The 15,050-nt window shown below is 56.0% G+C and carries 17 protein-coding genes and 1 tRNA gene; 13 read left to right on the top strand and 5 right to left on the bottom strand.

Features of this window, described 5'->3' with window-relative positions; genetic code table 11:
* Positions 1-46: 46 nt before the first annotated feature.
* The 3 genes from fhuF to CWM53_RS30890 all read right to left on the bottom strand — a co-directional run bounded on the left by fhuF (position 47) and on the right by CWM53_RS30890 (position 2,154).
* On the bottom strand, positions 47-835 hold the full coding sequence (gene fhuF / locus CWM53_RS07950; RefSeq protein WP_100730396.1) for a siderophore-iron reductase FhuF: 789 nt from the start codon (positions 833-835) through the stop codon (positions 47-49).
* Positions 836-946: 111 nt separating this feature from the next.
* Positions 947-1,993: a GGDEF domain-containing protein gene (locus tag CWM53_RS07945; RefSeq protein ID WP_061155851.1), complete on the bottom strand. Its 1,047-nt coding sequence runs from the start codon at positions 1,991-1,993 to the stop codon at positions 947-949.
* Between the two features lie 23 nt (positions 1,994-2,016).
* Positions 2,017-2,154, bottom strand: a complete 138-nt coding sequence (locus CWM53_RS30890; protein ID WP_226682212.1) for a hypothetical protein — start codon at positions 2,152-2,154, stop codon at positions 2,017-2,019.
* Positions 2,155-2,256: 102 nt separating this feature from the next.
* Between CWM53_RS30890 and CWM53_RS07935 the strand changes: the two genes are divergently transcribed.
* Entirely contained in the window at positions 2,257-2,496 is a 240-nt protein-coding gene (locus CWM53_RS07935; protein ID WP_077268433.1) for a DUF1435 domain-containing protein, read from the top strand.
* A 21-nt stretch (positions 2,497-2,517) separates the two neighbouring features.
* Here CWM53_RS07935 and CWM53_RS07930 read toward each other — a convergent pair.
* Positions 2,518-2,604 (bottom strand) — tRNA-Leu (locus CWM53_RS07930).
* Positions 2,605-2,774: 170 nt separating this feature from the next.
* Positions 2,775-3,803, bottom strand: coding sequence for a 16S rRNA (guanine(1207)-N(2))-methyltransferase RsmC (gene rsmC, locus CWM53_RS07925; RefSeq protein WP_074387122.1), 1,029 nt, complete (start codon positions 3,801-3,803; stop codon positions 2,775-2,777).
* Positions 3,804-3,905: 102 nt separating this feature from the next.
* Here rsmC and CWM53_RS07920 point away from each other — a divergent pair, with 102 nt between their 5' ends.
* From CWM53_RS07920 to deoD, 12 genes are all read left to right on the top strand, one after another.
* Entirely contained in the window at positions 3,906-4,319 is a 414-nt protein-coding gene (locus tag CWM53_RS07920; protein ID WP_074387121.1) for a DNA polymerase III subunit psi, read from the top strand.
* Positions 4,288-4,734 carry a ribosomal protein S18-alanine N-acetyltransferase gene (gene rimI / locus CWM53_RS07915; RefSeq protein WP_008807531.1) on the top strand — a complete coding sequence of 149 codons (447 nt, stop codon included), beginning with the start codon at positions 4,288-4,290 and terminating at the stop codon, positions 4,732-4,734. The genes CWM53_RS07920 and rimI overlap by 32 nt, the downstream gene beginning before the upstream one ends.
* A 14-nt stretch (positions 4,735-4,748) precedes the next feature.
* Positions 4,749-5,426 (top strand): pyrimidine 5'-nucleotidase, encoded by a 678-nt coding sequence (gene yjjG / locus CWM53_RS07910; RefSeq protein ID WP_061155848.1) that lies wholly within the window; start codon positions 4,749-4,751, stop codon positions 5,424-5,426.
* A 90-nt stretch (positions 5,427-5,516) separates the two neighbouring features.
* Entirely contained in the window at positions 5,517-7,106 is a 1,590-nt protein-coding gene (prfC, locus tag CWM53_RS07905; RefSeq protein ID WP_002887711.1) for a peptide chain release factor 3, read from the top strand.
* A gap of 219 nt (positions 7,107-7,325) precedes the next feature.
* Complete coding sequence (gene osmY / locus CWM53_RS07900) at positions 7,326-7,946, top strand: molecular chaperone OsmY (protein ID WP_100730395.1); 621 nt, start codon at positions 7,326-7,328, stop codon at positions 7,944-7,946.
* A gap of 129 nt (positions 7,947-8,075) precedes the next feature.
* On the top strand, positions 8,076-8,237 hold the full coding sequence (locus CWM53_RS07895; RefSeq protein WP_002887716.1) for a DUF1328 domain-containing protein: 162 nt from the start codon (positions 8,076-8,078) through the stop codon (positions 8,235-8,237).
* Between the two features lie 153 nt (positions 8,238-8,390).
* The gene (locus CWM53_RS07890; RefSeq protein WP_100730394.1) at positions 8,391-9,464 is read left to right on the top strand and encodes a patatin family protein; all 1,074 of its coding nucleotides are present in this window, start codon (positions 8,391-8,393) and stop codon (positions 9,462-9,464) included.
* Positions 9,461-10,246, top strand: a complete 786-nt coding sequence (locus CWM53_RS07885) for a TatD family hydrolase (RefSeq protein WP_100730393.1) — start codon at positions 9,461-9,463, stop codon at positions 10,244-10,246. Before CWM53_RS07890 ends, CWM53_RS07885 begins: the two co-directional genes overlap by 4 nt.
* A gap of 415 nt (positions 10,247-10,661) precedes the next feature.
* Positions 10,662-11,441 carry a deoxyribose-phosphate aldolase gene (gene deoC, locus CWM53_RS07880; protein WP_015368381.1) on the top strand — a complete coding sequence of 260 codons (780 nt, stop codon included), beginning with the start codon at positions 10,662-10,664 and terminating at the stop codon, positions 11,439-11,441.
* Between the two features lie 113 nt (positions 11,442-11,554).
* On the top strand, positions 11,555-12,877 hold the full coding sequence (gene deoA, locus CWM53_RS07875) for a thymidine phosphorylase (protein ID WP_074387116.1): 1,323 nt from the start codon (positions 11,555-11,557) through the stop codon (positions 12,875-12,877).
* A gap of 52 nt (positions 12,878-12,929) precedes the next feature.
* Positions 12,930-14,153, top strand: coding sequence for a phosphopentomutase (gene deoB / locus CWM53_RS07870; protein WP_012542922.1), 1,224 nt, complete (start codon positions 12,930-12,932; stop codon positions 14,151-14,153).
* Between the two features lie 102 nt (positions 14,154-14,255).
* On the top strand, positions 14,256-14,975 hold the full coding sequence (gene deoD / locus CWM53_RS07865) for a purine-nucleoside phosphorylase (RefSeq protein WP_002887789.1): 720 nt from the start codon (positions 14,256-14,258) through the stop codon (positions 14,973-14,975).
* The last annotated feature ends 75 nt before the right edge of the window (positions 14,976-15,050 follow it).

The raw sequence follows: 15,050 nt of genomic DNA, 5'->3' as shown, positions 1-15,050 counted from the left end.
TCGTGAGCGGGCGGCGGTGGCCGCCCGTTTTATGACGGGCAGGGGGTTATTTCAGCGTGCAGTCGCCGCACTGTTGGACATCCGGCAGGCGATAGCGCTGGCAGCAGGTGCGTCGGACTAACTGCCCTTCACGCAGCACCACCGTTCGCCACAGCGGGTTATCCTGACCATCGGCGAGCTGTTTTTCAAAGAAGCAGTGCTGACGCAGAGCGGCGACCTGCGCATCGCCCAGCAGCGTGCGCATTTCACCTAAATACCAGTTGATCAGATAGCCGGTATTACTCCAGATAAGTTTGCCATTGATCTCGCCCGTCGCTTCCAGCGCCTCAACCACCGGCTGCAGGGTACGAATCACCAGGGCATCCATCCGCGCCGGCGATGAAAGCGCTGCTATCCTGGCATCGCTATGCACGTCAATCCAGAAGCAGGCAGCCCGGCCGCTCTCGTGAAATTCGACATGGAAATGTTCTGGCGCCAGGCTGAGTCCCTGCGGTTCATTAAGCAGCGCCAGCATCAGCGGCGGCACCAGCAGACCAATATACCACTGGGCCCAGAGTGAGAGCAGGGGCTTCTGTTCACGCGGCTGCGTGGGTTGATGACGGTAGATGTGATCGGACCAGGTGGCCAGCAGGGAGCGTAACGCGGTGGGTTGCGACCACTCGGCGAGCGTTAACGCATGCGGCGGGGCAGGTTCATCCAGACGCAGGAAATCCAGCAGATGAGGGCGCAGGGCAGTGATTTTTTCCCGAATACTCTCCGCCAGCGCATGCTCAGCCGTCGGGAAGGGAGCCCGCCAGATAAGTTCATCGCTAAGAGAAAGGGAGCGCCAGGCCATTTGATTTCCAGATACAAATCTAAATGATAATGATTCACGATATTAGTTGTTTGCAGGCGGCATGGCAAGGAGTTTGTCGGCGCCGCGATACCGCGGCGCGCGAAGGTAAAGCTAACTGGCAAGAATAATATTGCGTCCTTTATTTTTGGCCTCATACAGTGCGCCGTCAGCTCGTTCCAGCGCTTGCTCAATGTTGTCATCAATTAACGGCGTCAGACCAATGCTGATGGTGACGTTGGTGGCGACACTTTCATTAAACATATGCGGGATCTTCAGATCATAGACCCGCTGACGAATGCGTTCGGCAGCCTGCCAGGCGGTTTCCTCGCTGCTGTTGGTCAGCAGCACCATAAACTCTTCCCCACCAAAGCGAGCGACAATATCGCGCGAGCGCACGGCGTTGCGGATCGCGGCAGAGACGCGAATCAGCGCCTGGTCGCCCATCATATGGCCATAGTGGTCGTTATAAGCTTTAAAGTGATCGATATCGAGGAGCAGCACAAAGTGGTTGTCGCCGTCCAGCGCCAGCAGGGTGTCGAGGCGGTTCTGCAGTCCGCGGCGATTATACAAACCGGTCAGAGGGTCCAGCATACTGAGATCGTTGAGCGTGTTGCGTTCCTGCATCAGTTTATCCATTAATCCTTGTGTGAAGGCATCGTTGCGCTTCTGGATAATATTTTGCAGGGTAATACCGGCAATAGGCAGCACAAAACAGTAGGTCATGCGCAACCATTGTTCCCCCTCTGACATTATCAGGCAGACAAGGAAAGTCGGTAAAGAGTGAAGGGTGAAGGCAGTGATATTATTGGAAAAAGCGATGGTGCCGATAAACAGAATGCTTAATAGGGCGATCACCAGATAGTTAAAATGTGGCGGTGTCAATAGCATCGCTTTTGCCACCACGTGCCATGCCCAGAGCATACCAAATAACAATGAGATAGCCGGAATATTTATTTTCGCTTGCGGCCATTTCCAGTGCCAGAGCAGCAACAGCCCGCTGCAGGCCACGATCAGGGCACAGGGCAGCGTAAAACGAACTACCGTAAATAGTGGGCTGACCAGCGACAGAGTGGAGGAAATGAAATTAAGCAGTAAAAAAAGCCGTAAGGAATATTGATATTTTTGTGCGTAGTGTGCTCGCCAGGTTTGTGCAGTCATATCGGAAGAATCATTATTAGTCGTTAAATTTCAAAATGATGAAAGCCAAAAATGAAGAGTCTGATAACAATGTGCAAAAAAAGGTTATTTGCAAAATAAGCAAAATATTTAATATATATCGGTAATCCGCTTAATTTATCACCTTCATGAATGTATGTCATTACCGCGAACGTAAAGAATAAGCTGCGGGCGCAGGGTAAATGACAAATGATAAAAATTATCATATGATATTGGTTATCATTATCGATATGAGAGGTGAAGCCATGTTGCAGCGAGCATTAGGGAGTGGTTGGGGGGTGGTGGTTCCCGGCGGGCTGATTGCCGCTCTCGGGTATGCCGGGGTATCGGCCGATGTGTGGCGAGCGCTGGTCGCGGTGGGCATGCTGATGTCCGCGGCGATGATATGGCATCGCCAACTGCGCCATTTTATCCTGTTGCCATCTTGCGTTGCATTGATTGGTGGAATAATGCTGATGATTCTGGATGTCAAACTGAGGGGATAATGCCAGAAGAGAGAAGAATATTGGTGCGAGGGGGGGGACTTGAACCCCCACGTCCGTAAGGACACTAACACCTGAAGCTAGCGCGTCTACCAATTCCGCCACCTTCGCATACCATCGACACTATGAAAGTATCGTTACCACGGAGGCGCATTCTAGTGGTTTTCGGCGGCACGTCAATAGTTAATTATGCAGGTTGTATCGATTGCTGCAAAAATGGGCGGGTTTGCCTGGAGGAAGCGCCAGCGGTACCCGAATGGGTCGCTGGCGCGAGAAGGCGATTATTTTTTCGCCTGGCGGGTCATGATGGTGCGATAGACCTTAAAGCGTCCTGTCTGGGCGATCACCTCATGGAAGCCGAACATCTCATCCAGTACCTGGGGATATGGCAGGAAGGCGTTAGCGACAATGCGCAGTTCGCCGCCGCTGTTCAGATGGCGAACTGCGCCGCGGATCAGCGCCTGGGCCGCTTCGAGGCTGGTCTGCAGTCCGTCATGGAATGGCGGGTTGGAGATAATCATATCGAACCGGCCATTGACCTCGGAGAAGACGTTGCTGGCAAACACATCGCCTGCAAAACCATTAGCGGCAAGTGTCGCGCGGCTGGCTTCAACTGCCGGGGCGCTGACGTCGCACAGGGTCAGACGCACCTTCGGCGAATGGCTGGCCAACACCGCGGCCAGTACGCCAGCGCCGCAGCCGACGTCCAGCACTTTCCCTTTGGTATGCGGCTCGAGAGTGGACAGCAGCAGCTGACTGCCGACGTCCAGACCGTCGCGACTAAACACGCCAGGCAGCGTTTTAATTGTCAGATTATCCAGCGCATACTCGCCCCAGAATGCTTCGGCGTCGAAGGTTGGCTGCTTTTCCAGACGGCCATGATAGAGACCACAGCGACGGGCGCTGTCGATTTTATTCAGCGGGGCATACTCGGCCAGCATTTGCTCTGCGCTGCGAACGCCGCTACGGTTTTCCCCAACGACGAAAATATCGATTCCCACTGGCAGCAGAGAGAGCAGGTTCATCAGCTGGAACTGCGCCTCGGGTTTGTTCTTCGGCCAGTAGTAGATCAGGGTGTCGCAATCGGCGACGTCGGTGGCCTCGGCCACTAAGCTAAAACGGACGTTGTCACCCATCTGACGGTTCAGGACCTGCCAGTGGTGGAACTGTTGGGTATGAGCGCGGCTGGCCGCGGTATCCAGACGCGCAGGCAGGTCATCCTGCAGGTCACCGGCAAACAGAACGCGGGCGGACTCGAAATCATCACTGTGGCGCAGCAAGACTTCACTTGCCGGGGTAAAAGCGGACATGAAACACTCCTTCATTAAGACTGGCGCCGATTATAGTAGTTTGTTGGCGCAGATACGACGGATTTGCTATATTGCGCGCTTGTTTACCAGGAGTGTTTCGCTATGACATCCCGACGAGACTGGCAATTACAGCAGCTGGGCATTACCCAGTGGGCGCTGCGCCGACCGGGGGCGTTGCAGGGCGAAATCGCTATCTCGCTTCCTGAACATATTCGTCTGGTGATGGTGGCAGAAACCCCGCCGTCGCTGACAGAGCCGCTGATTGGCGACATATTACGCGCGCTGGCCGTGACGCCAGATCAGGTCCTGCAGCTTACCCCCGAGCGGGTGGCGATGCTGCCGCAAGACAGCCGTTGCAACAGCTGGCGGTTGGGCACAGAGGCGTCGCTGCCGCTGGCGGGCGCCCAGGTGTCCACCCCCGCTTTTGATGAACTTCAGACCAGCGCGCCCGCTCGCAGGGCGCTCTGGCAACAAATCTGCGCACATGAACACGATTTCTACCCTCAGCACGGCTGATTTATCCAACGCCTGGCAAATCGAAAAACGCGCCCACGCTTTCCCGTGGAGCGAACAGACCTTTGCCAGCAATCAGGGTGAACGTTATCTGAATTACCAACTGGCAGTGGATGGGGAAATGGCGGCATTTGCCATTACTCAGATTGTCCTTGATGAAGCGACGCTGTTTAACATCGCCGTCGACCCCGCATACCAGCGCCGTGGCCTGGGACGGGAACTGCTGGAACATGTTATTGATGAAGTTGAAAAACGCGGCGTCGTCACGCTGTGGCTGGAGGTGCGCGCTTCCAACGCTGCCGCCATTGCGCTCTATGAAAGCGTGGGTTTTAACGAAGCGACCATCCGCCGCAACTACTATCCGACGGTCGACGGGCGCGAAGACGCCATCATTATGGCTCTGCCAATCAGTATGTAAGACAAGGTGATACGATGAAATGGGACTGGATTTTCTTTGATGCCGATGAAACGTTGTTTTCGTTTGATTCTTTCAGCGGCTTACAGCGGATGTTTCTCGACTACAGCGTGACATTTACCGCCGAAGATTTTCAGGACTATCAGGCCGTGAATAAGCCGCTGTGGGTGGATTATCAAAACGGCGTCATTACCTCGCTGCAGCTGCAGCACCAGCGCTTTGACAGCTGGGCGGAACGTTTGAACGTTAAGCCGGGTGAGCTCAACGACGCGTTTATGAATGCGATGGCGGAAATCTGTGCCCCGCTGCCGGGGGCGGTCTCGCTGCTCAACGCGCTGCAGGGCAAGGTCAGGATGGGCATCATCACCAACGGTTTTACCTCGCTGCAGCAGACTCGTCTGGAACGCACAGGTTTACGCGATCACTTTGATTTACTGATTATTTCTGAAGAAGTCGGCGTCGCCAAGCCGGATGCGCGCATCTTCGATTACGCGCTGGCGCAGGCGGGTAACCCGTCGCGCGACAGGGTATTGATGGTCGGCGATACCGCCGAGTCGGATATCCGCGGCGGCGTCAATGCCGGACTGGCCACCTGCTGGTTGAATGCGCATCAGCAAACGCTGCCGGCAGACCTGCGGCCCGACTGGACGGTGACCTCGTTAAGCGAACTGGAGCAGCTCCTGTGTAAACACTGATTGCCTCCCCCCCATTGATGGGTAAAATAGCCGCAATTTTTCGTATTCCACATGCGCAGCCCGTTGCTGCGTTTACTTAGAAGATTAATTATGACGTTGTCTCCTTATCTGCAAGAGGTGGCCAAACGCCGCACTTTTGCCATTATTTCTCACCCGGATGCCGGTAAGACCACCATCACCGAAAAGGTGCTGCTGTTCGGACAGGCGATTCAGACCGCCGGTACCGTAAAAGGCCGTGGCTCCAGCCAGCATGCAAAGTCCGACTGGATGGAGATGGAAAAGCAGCGTGGAATCTCAATCACCACCTCGGTGATGCAGTTCCCGTATCACGACTGCCTGGTGAACCTTCTGGATACGCCGGGGCACGAAGACTTCTCCGAAGATACCTACCGTACTCTGACGGCGGTTGACTGCTGTCTGATGGTGATCGACGCGGCGAAAGGCGTTGAAGACCGGACCCGTAAGCTGATGGAAGTTACCCGTCTGCGCGACACGCCGATCCTCACCTTTATGAACAAACTCGACCGTGATATCCGCGATCCGATGGAGTTGCTGGATGAAGTTGAGAATGAGCTGAAAATCGGCTGCGCGCCGATTACCTGGCCTATCGGCTGCGGCAAGCTGTTCAAAGGCGTTTATCATCTCTACAAAGATGAAACCTACCTGTATCAGACCGGTAAAGGCCACACCATTCAGGAAGTGCGCATCGTGAAGGGGCTCAACAACCCGGATCTCGACGCGGCGGTGGGGGAAGACCTGGCGCAGCAGTTGCGCGACGAGCTGGAACTGGTGCAGGGCGCGTCAAACGAGTTCGATAAAGATCTGTTCCTGGCGGGCGAAATCACCCCGGTGTTCTTCGGGACCGCGTTAGGTAACTTCGGCGTTGACCATATGCTGGATGGCCTGGTGGAGTGGGCGCCGGCGCCGATGCCGCGTAACACCGATACGCGTGAAGTCACCGCCACGGAAGAGAAATTCACCGGCTTCGTGTTTAAAATTCAGGCCAACATGGACCCGAAACACCGCGACCGTGTGGCTTTCATGCGCGTGGTGTCCGGCAAATATGAAAAAGGCATGAAGCTGCGTCAGGTGCGTATCGGTAAAGACGTCGTGATTTCCGACGCGCTGACCTTTATGGCTGGCGACCGTTCTCACGTTGAAGAAGCGTATCCGGGCGATATCATCGGCCTGCATAACCACGGCACCATTCAGATTGGCGATACCTTCACCCAGGGCGAGATGATGAAGTTCACCGGTATTCCGAACTTCGCACCGGAACTGTTCCGTCGTATTCGCCTGAAGGATCCGCTGAAGCAGAAACAGCTGCTGAAAGGGCTGGTTCAGCTCTCTGAAGAGGGTGCGGTACAGGTCTTCCGTCCGATCGCCAATAACGATCTGATCGTCGGCGCCGTTGGTGTGCTGCAGTTTGACGTGGTGGTAGCGCGTCTGAAAAGCGAATACAACGTGGAAGCGATTTACGAATCGGTCAACGTGGCCACCGCGCGCTGGGTTGAATCCACGGACGTGAAGAAATTCGAAGAGTTTAAACGTAAAAACGAAGTTCAGCTGGCGCTGGATGGCGGCGATAACCTGACCTATATCGCCCCGACGATGGTCAACCTGAACCTGACGCAGGAGCGTTATCCTGACGTGGTGTTCCGCAAAACGCGCGAGCACTAATCCCTGATGAAGCGCGGCATAGCCCGCGCTTTTTTCTTCCCAGGCCCGCGTTTCCCTCCTTCTGGAAAGTTCTTAAAACACCGCTAATTCGTCTGTTTTTTGTCCATATCATCCGCAACCCCTTCGTCTGTCTACTATATTTAATTCGTGATTTTAAAAATGCTGGCGTAATTCACTGCTTTCAGACGCCTGCGCTGGTGAAAAAACGAGGACATCACGATGACCAGACTAAAGAATGCCAATATGTTGCTGGCGCTCTTCTTAGGCTTAGCCGCGTTGAACGCCTCGGCAGAGACGGAAAAAACAACGGTAGACAGTGCGAAGTCGGCTGCCAGCAATGCGGGAGAGGCGGTAGACAATTCGATTAACAAAGTCGGCGATTTTATGGACGACAGCACCATTACCGCGCGGGTAAAAGCGGCGCTGATCGACCATAAAGATATTAACTCCGGCGATATCTCGGTGAAAACGGAAAACAAAGTGGTCACCCTCAGTGGCAACGTGAACAGCGCTGAGCAGAAAAGCCAGGCACTGAGCGTAGCGAAAGGGGTCGAAGGCGTCTCTCGCGTCGACGATAAGCTGAAGGTCCATCACACCTCATCGAGTGAGACAGCGACGCTGAAAGGGTATGCCGGGGATACCGCCATTACCAGTGAAGTGAAAGCCAAGCTGCTGGCGGATGATATTGTTCCTTCACGCAATGTGAAAGTCGAAACCAACGCCGGCGCGGTGCACCTGACCGGTACGGTGACTTCCGCGGCGCAGGCGGAGCGTGCGGCAGAGATTGCGAAAGCGGTATCCGGCGTGAAAAGTGTCCGCAACGATCTTAGCGTTAAGTAAATCAAGTTATTAACAAAAGTGTGGTCTGGCCAAGGTTGCCGAACGAATAGCAGCATCCACTGAGCGATGAGCTATACAGAAAGGGTGCGAAAGCCGCTGTTCACCGTCCATTATGGTAAGGAGAAAAGTATGTTTCGATGGGGAATTATTTTTCTGGTCATTGCATTAATTGCTGCGGCCCTGGGCTTTGGTGGTCTGGCGGGTACTGCCGCTGGCGCCGCGAAAATCGTCTTTGTCGTCGGGATTATCCTGTTCCTGGTGAGCCTGTTTACAGGACGCAGACGTCCTTAGGCGGCCCACAATCCGGGCGATGCTGAAGCCTGAGCGTTTTTACTGACACGTCATCTTACACAAAGCCAGTCCTCCGGACTGGCTTTCGCGGTTTAAGCGACAGACAAATTGCGTTACTTTGTCAGGAGAAGACCAATCGAACAGGAAAGCAGGGTGGGGCAACGCATTCCCGTCACGCTGGGCAATATCGCCCCGCTGGCGGTTAAACCCTTTCGACCGGGCAAGCTGGCGCTGGTGTGCGAAGGGGGGGGGCAACGAGGGATTTTCACCGCCGGGGTGCTGGACGAATTCATGCGCGCCGGATTTAACCCCTTCGACCTGATGCTGGGCACCTCCGCCGGCGCGCAAAATCTCTCTGCCTATATGTGTAATCAACAAGGGTATGCCCGTAAAGTCATTACCCGCTACACCACCTCACGCCAGTTTTTCGATCCGATGCGCTTTGTCCGCGGCGGCAACCTTATCGACCTCGACTGGCTGGTGGAGGCCACCTCACAGCAAATGCCGCTGGCCATGAACTACGCCGAAGCGCAGTTCGCGTTGGGGAAAGAGCTGTGGATGTGTGCCTGCCGCGGTGACGATTACTCTGCCAGCTATTTTTCGCCGACGCCGCAAACATGGCTGGACCTGATCCGCGCCTCCAGCGCCATCCCCGGTTTTTATCGCAGCGGCGTGTTGCTTGACGGTGTCAGCTACCTTGACGGCGGTATTAGCGATGCCGTCCCGGTGCAGGAGGCGGCCCGCCGTGGTGCGCAGACCATCGTGGTGATCCGTACCGTCCCCTCGCAGATGTTTTATACCCCGCAGTGGTTTAAGCGGATGGAGCGCTGGCTGGGGGAGAGCAGCCTACAGCCGCTGGTCAATCTGGTGCACCACCACGAAAACACTTACCGCGCTATCCAGCAGTTCATCGAGAAGCCGCCCGGTAAGCTGCGGATCTTCGAAATCTACCCGCAGCGGCCGTTACGCAGTATGGCACTTGGCAGTCGTCTGCCGGCGCTGCTGGAGGACTACAAAACCGGCCGTCAGTGTGGCCGCTATTTCCTGGCGACGGTAGGTAAACTGCTGGCTGATCGGCCGCCGCTGCTGCGCCATGCGCCGCGTATTGCCCGGCCTGCGCCGGTGGTGGTGCCGCCCGTACCGGTGGCCAATGAAGCGCCTCAGGCGACCATCATTCCTGCACCGCAGGCGAATGACGCCAGCTTTGATCATGAGGATCTGGCATGAGCCACCGTTTTATCGATACCCACTGCCACTTCGATTTTCCTCCCTTCGCCGAGGATGAAACCGCCAGCCTGGCGCGAGCGGCGCAGGCTGGTGTCGGGCAGATCATTGTCCCGGCCATTTCCGCTGCGCGTTTTAACCGGGTGCTGGCGCTGGCGGCGCAGCATGAGGCGCTGTACGCCGCGCTGGGCATGCATCCGATCGTCATTGAGCAGCATGCCGATGAGGGGCTGGCGCAGCTGGAGAAGTGTCTGTCCCTGCGCCCGCCAAAACTGGTGGCGGTGGGGGAGATTGGCCTCGATCTCTATCGCGACGATCCGCAGTTTGACCGTCAGCAAGCGCTGCTGGAGGAGCAACTGAGGCTGGCGAAGCGTTACGATCTGCCGGTGATCCTCCACTCCCGACGCACCCACGATAAGCTGGCGATGCTGCTGAAAAAACATGCCCTGCCGCGCACCGGCGTGGTACATGGCTTCGCCGGCAGCCTGCAGCAGGCCGAGCGCTTCGTTCAGCTCGGCTATAAGATTGGCGTTGGCGGCACCATTACCTATCCCCGCGCCAGCAAAACCCGTGAAGTGATGGCGCGTCTGCCACTTTCCGCGCTGCTGCTGGAGACCGATGCGCCGGATATGCCGCTGAATGGTTTTCAGGGCCAGCCGAACCGCCCTGAACAGGTGGCGCGCGTATTTGACGCGCTATGTGAACTGCGCGCGGAACCCGCACCGACGATTGAAGCCGCGATGATGGCGAATACAAAAAGCCTCTTTTCCGCGCTGGCGGCCTAAGTTTCTCCGTTTCCGTCCGAGGCGAAGCAGGCCTCGGGTTGCGCCTGTTGTGATAATTCCATCATTTTTTATCCATCTAAAATTCTTTATATCTCAATAATAAAGTGTTGTTTATGGCGACGGTGTGCACAAATTGTGCGCCGTGGCGTCGAGAAACTTCAGTGGAATATGTTAGAATAATAACATCATCACTCACTGCGCTTTGCCGGTTATGCTTAAACAGGACGTAAAGGTAAGCGTCGCGATAACTGATGATTAATTGTGACTTATATCACATTACAGTAATGCAAATTAGTAAGTGGTTTTCATTAACTGTGATGAATGTCGAAGTGTGGTGGCGAGTGGATGTTACAATAGTAACAGACTCGCAAGGTGAACAAACTATTGATCCGGCCTGACGCCGGCGGAGTATGAAATGACTGATTTAAAAGCAAGCAGCCTGCGCGCGTTAAAACTGATGGATCTGACCACTCTGAATGACGACGACACCAATGAGAAAGTCATTGCCCTGTGTCATCAGGCGAAAACCCCGGTGGGTAACACTGCGGCGGTGTGCATCTACCCGCGCTTCATCCCGATTGCCCGTAAGACGCTGAATGAGCAAGGGACGCCGGATATTCGCATCGCTACGGTCACCAACTTCCCGCATGGTAATGACGATATCGACATTGCGCTGGCGGAAACCCGCGCAGCGATCGCTTACGGTGCCGATGAAGTGGACGTGGTCTTCCCGTACCGCGCGCTGATCGCCGGCAACGAGCAGGTTGGTTTCGACCTGGTGAAAGCCTGTAAAGAGGCTTGTGCGGCGGCCAACGTGCTGCTGAAAGTGATCATCGAAACCGGTGAGCTGAAAGAAGAAGCGCTGATCCGCAAAGCGTCTGAAATCTCTATCAAAGCAGGCGCTGACTTTATCAAAACTTCGACCGGTAAAGTGCCGGTGAATGCGACGCCGGAAAGTGCGCGCATCATGATGGAAGTGATCCGCGATATGGGCGTTGAGAAAACCGTTGGCTTCAAGCCTGCCGGCGGCGTACGCAGCGCGGAAGATGCGCAGCAGTTCCTGGCGATCGCAGATGAACTGTTCGGTGCCGACTGGGCCGATTCTCGTCACTATCGTTTTGGCGCATCCAGCCTGCTGGCTAGCCTGCTGAAAGCGCTCGGCCACGGCGACGGCAAGAGCGCCAGCAGCTACTAATCCCTTGATTTGCCGGATGGCGCTGCGCTTATCCGGCCTACGAATGGATGCCTGTAGGCCGGATAAGGCGTTCGAGCCATCATCCGGCAATTTATTCTCTTTGGGAGGTTACCGTGTTTCTCGCACAAGAAATTATTCGTAAAAAACGTGATGGTCATGCATTAAGCGATGAAGAGATCCGCTTTTTCATCAACGGCATCCGCGACAATACTATCTCAGAAGGACAGATCGCCGCGCTGGCGATGACCATTTTCTTCCACGATATGTCTATGCCGGAGCGTGTTTCGCTGACCATGGCGATGCGGGATTCCGGCACCGTTCTCAACTGGAAAAGCCTTAACCTCAACGGCCCGATCGTCGATAAACATTCCACCGGCGGCGTGGGTGACGTGACCTCGCTGATGCTGGGACCAATGGTGGCCGCCTGCGGCGGTTATGTACCGATGATCTCCGGGCGTGGTCTCGGCCATACCGGCGGTACGCTGGATAAACTGGAAGCGATCCCGGGCTTCGATATCTTCCCGGACGACAACCGCTTCCGCGAGATTATTAAAGATGTCGGCGTGGCGATTATCGGGCAGACCAGCTCGCTTGCTCCGGCCGACAAACGTTTCTACGCCACCCGCGATATTACCGCGACGGTGGACTCCATCCCGTTGATTACCGCCTCGATTCTGGCCAAGAAACTGGCGGAAGGGCTGGACGCGCTGGTGATGGACGTCAAAGTCGGCAGTGGTGCCTTTATGCCGACTTATGAACTCTCTGCCGCGCTGGCCGAAGCGATCGTGGGTGTTGCCAACGGCGCTGGCGTGCGTACCACAGCGCTGCTGACCGATATGAATCAGGTGCTGGCATCCAGCGCCGGCAACGCCGTTGAAGTTCGCGAAGCGGTGCAGTTCCTGACCGGCGAATATCGCAACCCACGCCTGTTCGACGTGACGATGGCGCTGTGTGTGGAAATGCTGATCTCCGGCAAGCTGGCGGCGGATGACGCCGAGGCGCGCGCGAAGCTGCAGGCGGTGCTGGATAACGGTAAAGCGGCGGAAGTCTTTGGCCGCATGGTCGCGGCGCAGAAAGGGCCGACCGACTTTGTCGAGAATTATGATCATTATCTACCGACGGCGATGCTGAGCAAAGCGGTCTATGCTGATACCGAAGGTTTTATCAGCGCGATGGATACTCGCGCGCTGGGAATGGCAGTGGTTTCTATGGGTGGCGGCCGCCGCCAGGCATCAGACACCATTGACTATAGCGTTGGCTTTACCGATATGGCGCGTCTGGGTGACCGCGTCGACGGACAGCGTCCGCTGGCGGTGATCCATGCCAAAGACGAGAACAGCTGGCAGGAGGCCGCGAAAGCGGTCAACGCGGCCATTAAACTGGACGATAAAGCCCCGGAAATTACACCGACAGTCTATCGCCGCATCACTGAATAGCGATATACTGATCTGATCGCTTTTTTGCAGCGCAAGATGTATGGAGAACAAGATGAAACGTGCATTTATCATGGTGCTGGACTCCTTTGGGATTGGTGCAACGGAAGACGCTGACCGCTTTGGCGACGTCGGCGCCGATACGATGGGCCACATTGCGGAAGCCTGCGCCAAAGGCGAGGCTGACAATGGCCGCAAAGGCCCGCTGAATTTACCGAATCTGACCCGTCTGGGTCTGGTGAAAGCGCATGAAGGTTCTACCGGTAAAATTGCCGCCGGAATGGATGGCAATGCCGAAGTGATTGGTGCCTATGCCTGGGCGCATGAACTCTCTTCTGGTAAAGATACGCCGTCCGGTCACTGGGAAATCGCCGGTGTGCCGGTGCTGTTTGACTGGGGCTACTTCAGCGATCATGAAAACAGCTTCCCGCAGGAGCTGCTGGATAAGCTGGTGAAGCGTGCGAACCTGCCGGGCTACCTCGGCAACTGCCACTCTTCCGGGACGGTGATCCTCGATCAACTGGGCGAAGAGCACATGAAAACCGGGAAACCGATTTTCTATACCTCTGCTGACTCGGTGTTCCAGATCGCCTGTCACGAAGAGACCTTTGGCCTCGACAAGCTGTATGAGCTGTGCGAAATCGCCCGCGAAGAGCTGACCGAAGGCGGCTACAACATTGGCCGCGTCATCGCCCGTCCGTTTATCGGCGATAAAGCCGGTAACTTCCAGCGTACCGGCAACCGTCACGACCTGGCGGTCGAGCCGCCGGCGCCGACCGTGCTGCAGAAGCTGGTTGACGAGAAAAACGGCCACGTGGTGTCCGTCGGTAAAATCGCCGACATCTACGCCAACTGCGGCATCACTAAGAAAGTGAAAGCCACCGGGCTGGACGCGCTGTTCGACGCGACCATCAAAGAGATGAAGGAAGCCGGCGACGAGACCATCGTCTTCACTAACTTCGTCGACTTTGACTCCTCCTGGGGCCACCGTCGCGATGTCGCCGGCTACGCAGCGGGTCTGGAGCTGTTCGACCGCCGTCTGCCGGAGCTGATGGAGCTGGTAGGGGAAGACGACATTCTGATCCTCACCGCCGACCACGGCTGCGACCCGACCTGGACCGGTACCGACCACACTCGCGAGCATATCCCGGTGCTGGTGTACGGCCCGAAAGTCAAACCGGGTTCGCTCGGTCACCGTGAAACCTTCGCGGACATCGGCCAGACTATTGCGAAATACTTTGGTACGTCTGACATGGAATATGGCAAAGCCATGTTCTGAGGTCATTGCCCGGTGGCGCACAGCGATCCGGGTCTACGATTTGTAGGCCGGGTAAGGCGTAGCCGCCACCCGGCAAAAACAACAATATAAAAGGAACTGAAGATGGCAACTCCTCACATTAACGCAGAAATGGGCGATTTCGCTGACGTAGTTTTGATGCCGGGCGACCCGCTGCGCGCGAAGCACATTGCAGAAACCTTCCTTGAAGACGTGCGTGAAGTGAACAACGTACGCGGCATGCTGGGCTTCACCGGCACCTATAAAGGCCGCAAAATCTCCGTGATGGGCCATGGGATGGGTATCCCGTCCTGCTCAATCTACACCAAAGAGTTGATCACCGATTTCGGCGTGAAGAAAATCATCCGCGTCGGATCCTGCGGCGCGGTGCGTGAAGATGTCAAACTGCGTGACGTGGTGATCGGCATGGGCGCGTGCACCGACTCTAAAGTGAACCGTCTGCGTTTCAAAGACCATGATTTCGCGGCGATTGCCGATTTCGGCATGGTGCGTAACGCGGTAGACGCGGCGAAAGCGCTGGGCGTTGACGCGCGCGTTGGCAACATCTTCTCCGCTGACCTGTTCTATACGCCGGACCCGTCCATGTTTGACGTGATGGAAAAATACGGCATCCTGGGCGTGGAAATGGAAGCGGCCGGGATCTATGGCGTCGCGGCGGAGTTCGGCGCGAAAGCGCTGACCATCTGTACCGTTTCCGACCACATCCGTACTCACGAGCAGACCACTGCCGCTGAGCGTCAGACGACCTTCAACGATATGATCAAAATCGCGCTGGAATCGGTACTGCTGGGCGATAAAGAGTAAGACCTGTTGTGCCGGGTGGCGGCTTCGCCTGACCCGGCCTACGGTTTTCCAGGCCCGCTAAGCGCAGCGGGCTTT

Source organism: Klebsiella sp. A-Nf5 (genome assembly GCF_002810545.1).
Taxonomy (GTDB): domain Bacteria; phylum Pseudomonadota; class Gammaproteobacteria; order Enterobacterales; family Enterobacteriaceae; genus Klebsiella; species Klebsiella variicola.
This window is presented reverse-complemented; position numbering and strand designations above follow the sequence as displayed.